The organism is Pseudomonas sp. GW460-LB5, assembly GCF_059423245.1.
This window is the reverse complement of sequence record NZ_JBWKXT010000068.1, coordinates 24,359-30,844: the sequence shown is the minus strand read 5'-3', so window position 1 is coordinate 30,844 and position 6,486 is coordinate 24,359. Positions and strand designations below refer to the sequence as shown.

Below are 6,486 nucleotides of genomic sequence, written 5' to 3'. Positions count from 1 at the left end.
TGTCGTTCCGATGTCGCTGGAAGTGGGGCGCATTATAAGGGGATTCAGAAGGGCGTCAACCTTTAATTTCAAGAAACTGAAATATAAGCAGGAAACACCGTAGAAAGGCCACCAGGTATCCGCCACAACACAGTCAGCGCCTGTGAGATCGAGCGCCGCCCGCGCGGCGCATCGCGACGCAAGGCCGCTCCCACATTTGTTTCGGGCCAGTCCAGCCTGTGCCATTGGCGCGCGCCCCCTTGTTTGTTCCCTTCAATATTGAAGGTTGCGCCGCCCCTTCACTGCAATCTCCAGCCATACACCCAGGGTGCGAGTGCGGAAGAGGCAGGAGTAACTGGCCCGAAACAAATGTGGGAGCGGCCTTGCGTCGCGATGCGCCGCGCGGGCGGCGCTCGATCTCACAGGCGCCACAAGATCAAAGGCAAGCACCTTTCACAGCCACTACTATCTCGAGACCGACCCTTGGCAGCCCCACCTCACTCTCAAACCGCCCTGCCCTGCTTCCGACCAACCCTCGAAAGCCCCCGCCCAACAGCAGGAATCCGCAGCACCATCAGCACAGCACCAATAAACGCATAGACAGCCCACTCCCGCAGGTCCGAACGCACAATCCACAAAAAGTGCAGCAAGCCCAGCCCAAGAACCAGATACACCAACCTGTGCAGCTTCTTCCACCGCGCCCCCAGCCGCCGCTGGCTATACCGATTCGAGGTAGCCGCCAAGGCCAGCAAGCACAGGAACCCAAGCGCACCCACAATAATGTAGGGCCGCTTACTCAGCTCCACCGCCAACTGCCCCCAATCCAGCCCAAGAATAAAGAACAGGTAACAAAGGATGTGCAGCACTATATAAGCAAACACCCACAACCCCAGCTGCCGACGCACCACGATCCACCCCGACCAGCCCGTCACCTTCTGCAGTGGCGTCATGCTCAAGGTCACCAACAGGAAGGTGAGTGCCCCAAGCCCAAGGCGATCCATCATGATCTTCCCGGGGTCAGGCCCCAGCAGGTTCATCGCTGCCTCATATAACCACCACGCCGGGAACAGACATCCCACGACGAAAATAGCCAGGCGAAACCAGGGGTAACGCATCAATAGTTCTTCCGCAGATCGAGCCCGGTATACAGCGACGCCACTTCATCGGCGTAGCCATTAAACATCTGAGTCTCTCGCACATTGGGGCTGAACAACCCGCTGGGCAATCGGCGCTCACGTGCCTGGCTCCAGCGCGGGTGATCGACCGTAGGGTTCACATTGGCATAGAAGCCATACTCATCCGGCGCCAGCCCTTCCCAGGTAGTGCCGGGCTGTTCAGCCACCAAACTGATGCGCACGATCGACTTGATGCTCTTGAAGCCATACTTCCACGGCACCACCAGGCGCAACGGCGCGCCATTCTGGTTCGGCAGTTCGCGGCCATACATGCCTACCGCCAGGATCGCCAAAGGGTGCATTGCCTCGTCCAGGCGAAGCCCCTCTCTATAAGGCCAGTCGATCAGGGCGAACCCCGAACGCTGCCCGGGCATGTGCTGCGGATCCTTCAATGTTTCGAAGCGCACATACCGCGCCTTGGACGTGGGCTCCACCTGCTTGAGCACCTGCGCCAAAGGGAATCCCAACCAAGGGATAACCATCGACCAAGCCTCTACGCAACGCAGCCGATAGATCCGCTCTTCAAGCTGATAAGGCTTGACGAAGTCTTCCAGCGCATAGCGCCCAGGCTTGCCCACCTCACCATCCACCACAACCGACCACGGCTCGGTCTTCAGGCTGTCGCCATTGGCTGCCGGGTCACCCTTGTCGGGCCCGAACTCGTAAAAATTGTTGTAATGGGTGGCATCCTTGAACGGCGTGATCGCCTCGTCCTTAACCGTCATCGCCTGCCAGCGCGTGGCAGCGAGCTTGTCGGCGAACCAGCCTGGCGCGGTGCCGGCCTGCACATCGGCATAACGCGAGACTTCTGCAGCCCCAGCCCCGCCTGGCAGGGCGCCCAGCGCCAGACCGGCCAACGAGCCACCCAGCAATGTGCGACGGGAAAGGTAGATGCCTTCTGGCGTGATCTGCGAGGCCTTGCACTCGGAAGACCTGGGAAGCTTGATGAGCATGGGCGGCTCCATAGCACTGGGTAACGGATGTACCAGTATGACTATGGAGCCGGAAGGTTATTCCAGCGTTAAGCGATTTTCACGCTTTGCGCCGGCGCGCCTTCAGCAGGAACTGGATCGGGCCAGATGCCGCATAGGCGAGGAAGATCAGCAGCAGGATGCGCGGCGGGTCGCTGAACACGACGGCAAATACCAGCACCACGGCAAGGATGGCCACGAACGGCACGCGCCCCTTGAGGTCCAGCTCCTTGAAGCTGTTGTACTTGATGTTGCTGACCATCAGCATGCCGGCAGCCGCCACCAGCAGCGCCACCAGGAACGACAGCTTGGAGCCCTGAATGCCGTAATCGCTGAACGCCCACACGGTACCCGCCACCACCCCTGCGGCAGCCGGGCTGGCCAGGCCGATGAAGTAACGCTTGTCGGCAGTGCCGACCTGGGTATTGAAGCGTGCCAGACGCAACGCGGCACCGGCCACATAAATGAAGGCGACCATCCAGCCGACCTTGCCCATGTCACCCAGCGCCCAGCCAAATGCCAGCAAAGCAGGGGCCACGCCGAAGGCAACCATGTCCGACAGCGAGTCGTACTCGGCACCGAAGGCACTCTGGGTATTGGTCATGCGTGCAACGCGGCCGTCCAGGCCATCGAGCACCATGGCCACGAAGATGGCGATGGCGGCAAAGGCGAAGTACTTGCTCGCCTCGCGCGGATCACCGGCACTCAGGGCGCTCTGTGCGCTCATCGAGCTGATGATGGAATAGAAGCCGGCAAACAGGTTGGCGGTGGTAAACAGGTTGGGCAGCAGGTAGATGCCGCGGTGGCGCACCTTGCGGCCTTCGGCGTCATGCCCTTCTTCAACGTGCTCATCGACAGGTAGCAGGCTTTCGGCGTCGGAGGGCTTGTTCGGCTCTTCGGGACGTTCGCTCATAAAGGGTACCTTGCAACAGGATGGAAAATGTTCGACACGGGCCCGCGAAACAGGTTCTGACAGCAGGCCACTGGTCTGCTTTATACCAGAAGCGGGCTCCCAGAACGAAAAAACGCGGCCGAAGCCGCGTTTTTCATCTATCGATAAGACTTAGTTCTTGGTCTTGTCGACGATTTTGTTAGCCGAGATCCACGGCATCATCGAGCGCAGTTGCTCGCCGATGATTTCGATACCGTGAGCGGCGTTGTTGCGGCGCTTGGCGGTCATCGATGGGTAGTTGGTAGCACCTTCGGAGATGAACATCTTCGCGTACTCGCCGTCCTGGATGCGCTTCAGGGCGTTGCGCATGGCCTTGCGGGATTCTTCGTTGATGACTTCCGGGCCGGTAACGTACTCACCGTATTCGGCGTTGTTGGAGATCGAGTAGTTCATGTTGGCGATGCCGCCTTCGTACATGAGGTCAACGATCAGCTTCAGTTCGTGCAGGCACTCGAAGTAGGCCATTTCTGGCGCGTAGCCAGCTTCGACCAGGGTTTCGAAACCGGCTTTGACCAGCTCGACGGTACCGCCGCACAGAACGGCCTGCTCACCGAACAGGTCGGTTTCAGTCTCGTCCTTGAAGGTGGTTTCGATGATGCCGGTACGGCCACCACCAACGCCCGAAGCGTAAGACAGGGCGACGTTCTTGGCATTGCCCGAAGCGTCCTGGTAGATAGCGATCAGGTCAGGGATGCCGCCGCCTTTGACGAACTCGGAGCGAACGGTGTGGCCCGGGGCCTTCGGTGCGATCATGATCACGTCGAGGTCGGCACGCGGAACAACCTGGTTGTAGTGGATCGAGAAGCCGTGGGAGAAGGCCAGGGTAGCGCCCTTCTTGATGTTCGGCTCGATCTCGTTCTTGTACAGCGCGCCCTGGAACTCGTCCGGGGTCAGGATCATGACCAGGTCAGCCGCAGCGACAGCGGTTGCAACGTCGGCAACTTTCAGGCCGTGGGCTTCAGCCTTAGCAACGGTAGCCGAACCTTTACGCAGACCGACGGTAACGTCTACACCGGAGTCCTTCAGGTTGCACGCTTGAGCGTGGCCCTGGGAGCCGTAACCGATGATGGCGACTTTCTTGCCCTGGATGATGGAAAGGTCGCAGTCTTTATCGTAGAAAACTTTCATGAAATACCCCTGGTTATATCTCGGCCCCTGCGGAGCCATCGCTAATTTTTGAATTTAGATGCTGAGCACTTTGTCGCCACGGGCAATGCCGGTAACGCCGCTGCGCACGGTTTCGAGAATCGATGCAGTGCCGATCGCCTGGATGAAGCTGTCCAGTTTGTCACTGGTGCCGCTCAGCTGCACGGTGTACACGCTGGCGGTCACGTCGACAATCTGGCCACGGAAGATATCCGTGGTGCGCTTGATCTCGGCGCGCTGGGCACCGGTGGCCTTGACCTTGACCAGCATCAGTTCGCGCTCGATATGAGCGCTTTCCGACAGGTCGACAAGCTTGACCACTTCGACCAGCTTGTTCAGGTTCTTGGTGATCTGTTCGATCACTTCGTCATGGCCAACGGTGGTCAGCGTCAGACGCGACAGGGTCGGGTCTTCGGTCGGCGCCACGGTCAGGCTTTCAATGTTGTAGTTGCGCTGGGAGAACAGGCCGACCACACGGGACAACGCACCTGGTTCGTTTTCCAGCAGCAGGGAAATGATGTGCCGCATATCAGGTACGCTCCGTCTTGCTCAGCCACATGTCACGCATCGAGCCATCCTTGATCTGCATCGGATAGACATGCTCGCTGCGGTCAACCGCGATGTCGATGAACACCAGGCGGTCCTTCATCGCAAACGCTTCTTCCAGCTTCGGCTTGAGGTCCTTCAGGCTGGTGATGCGGATACCCACATGGCCATAGGCCTCGGCCAGCTTGATGAAGTCAGGCAGCGACTCGACGTACGAGTGCGAGTGACGACCGTTGTAGGCCATGTCCTGCCACTGGCGGACCATGCCCAGCACACCGTTGTTCAGGTTGACGATTTTCACCGGCAGGCCGTACTGCATGCAGGTGGACAGCTCCTGGATGTTCATCTGGATGCTGCCTTCGCCGGTCACGCAGGCAACGTCCTGGTCCGGGAAGTTGAGCTTCACGCCCATCGCCGCCGGGAAGCCGAAGCCCATGGTGCCCAGGCCACCGGAGTTGATCCAGCGGTTCGGCTTGTTGAAGCGGTAGTACTGCGCCGCAAACATCTGGTGCTGGCCCACGTCGGAGGTCACAAAGGCATCGCCATTGGTCACTTCGCACAGGGTCTCGATGACTTTCTGCGGTTTGATGACGTTGCCATCGCCCTTGTCGTAAGGGAACAGCTCGCCATCGCCACGCCATTCGTCAATCTGCTTCCACCAGGCATCCAGCGCCGCCTTGTCAGGCTGCTCGCCGATTTCCTTGAGGATGCCGAGCATTTCGCTGAGCACGCTGTCGACCGGACCAACGATTGGCACGTCGGCTTTGATCATCTTGGAGATCGACGCCGGGTCGATGTCGATGTGGATGATCTTGGCGTTCGGGCAGAACTTGGCCGGGCCGTTGACCACACGGTCGTCAAAGCGTGCGCCCACAGCGAGGATCACGTCGGCATTGTGCATGGCCATGTTGGCGGTGTAGCTGCCGTGCATGCCAAGCATGCCGAGGAACTGGCGGTCAGTACCCGGGAAGCCACCCAGCCCCATCAGGGTGTTGGTGACCGGCAGGTTCAGCGACTTGGCGATTTCGGTCAGGGCTTCGGAGCCACCACCCAGAATCACGCCACCACCGGAGTAGACGATCGGGCGCTTGGCAGCCAGGAGCATCTCGGCAGCCTTGCGGATCTGGCCAGAATGGCCACGGACCGCCGGGCTGTAGGAACGCAGCTTGACCTTTTTCGGATAGACGTATTCGAACTTCTCGGCCGGGTTGGTCATATCTTTTGGAATGTCGACCACGACCGGACCTGGGCGACCGGATTGCGCCAGGTAAAAAGCTTTCTTGAGGACTTCAGGGATCTCGGTCGGGTTCTTGATCATGAAGCTGTGCTTCACGATCGGCCGCGAGATGCCAATCATGTCGGTTTCCTGGAAGGCATCGGTACCCACCATGGTGCTAGGCACCTGGCCGGACAGGATGACCATCGGAATCGAATCCATGTAGGCGGTGGCAATGCCGGTAATGGCATTGGTCGCGCCCGGGCCGGAGGTTACCAGCACCACACCGGCCTTGCCGGTGGCGCGGGCATAGCCGTCCGCCATATGGGTTGCCGCCTGCTCGTGACGAACCAGGATGTGTTCCACTTCCGGTTCTTTGAACAGCGCGTCGTAAACATGCAGGAGAGCACCACCAGGGTACCCGTAGATGTGCTTAACGCCTTCGTCACGCAAAAAGCGGACGACCATCTCAGCGCCAGATAAAAGCTCCACGTTGTTCAC

At 59.6% G+C, this 6,486-nt stretch carries 6 protein-coding genes; all 6 read right to left on the bottom strand.

Annotated elements, in window-relative coordinates; all coding sequences use genetic code 11:
- Nucleotides 1-482 precede the first annotated feature (482 nt).
- The 6 genes from msrQ to AC07XM_RS27315 all read right to left on the bottom strand — a co-directional run bounded on the left by msrQ (nucleotide 483) and on the right by AC07XM_RS27315 (nucleotide 6,477).
- Complete coding sequence (msrQ, locus tag AC07XM_RS27340) at nucleotides 483-1,094, bottom strand: protein-methionine-sulfoxide reductase heme-binding subunit MsrQ (protein ID WP_023046899.1); 612 nt, start codon at nucleotides 1,092-1,094, stop codon at nucleotides 483-485.
- The gene (gene msrP / locus AC07XM_RS27335; protein WP_060519905.1) at nucleotides 1,094-2,107 is read right to left on the bottom strand and encodes a protein-methionine-sulfoxide reductase catalytic subunit MsrP; all 1,014 of its coding nucleotides are present in this window, start codon (nucleotides 2,105-2,107) and stop codon (nucleotides 1,094-1,096) included. Before msrP ends, msrQ begins: the two co-directional genes overlap by 1 nt.
- Before the next feature lie 79 nt (nucleotides 2,108-2,186).
- Nucleotides 2,187-3,038, bottom strand: coding sequence for a CDP-diacylglycerol--serine O-phosphatidyltransferase (pssA, locus tag AC07XM_RS27330; RefSeq protein ID WP_003250045.1), 852 nt, complete (start codon nucleotides 3,036-3,038; stop codon nucleotides 2,187-2,189).
- Between the two features lie 150 nt (nucleotides 3,039-3,188).
- Nucleotides 3,189-4,205 (bottom strand): ketol-acid reductoisomerase, encoded by a 1,017-nt coding sequence (gene ilvC / locus AC07XM_RS27325; protein ID WP_003250043.1) that lies wholly within the window; start codon nucleotides 4,203-4,205, stop codon nucleotides 3,189-3,191.
- Between the two features lie 54 nt (nucleotides 4,206-4,259).
- Entirely contained in the window at nucleotides 4,260-4,751 is a 492-nt protein-coding gene (gene ilvN / locus AC07XM_RS27320) for an acetolactate synthase small subunit (protein WP_003250040.1), read from the bottom strand.
- Nucleotide 4,752: 1 nt separating this feature from the next.
- On the bottom strand, nucleotides 4,753-6,477 hold the full coding sequence (locus AC07XM_RS27315) for an acetolactate synthase 3 large subunit (protein WP_031311555.1): 1,725 nt from the start codon (nucleotides 6,475-6,477) through the stop codon (nucleotides 4,753-4,755).
- Nucleotides 6,478-6,486 lie beyond the last annotated feature (9 nt).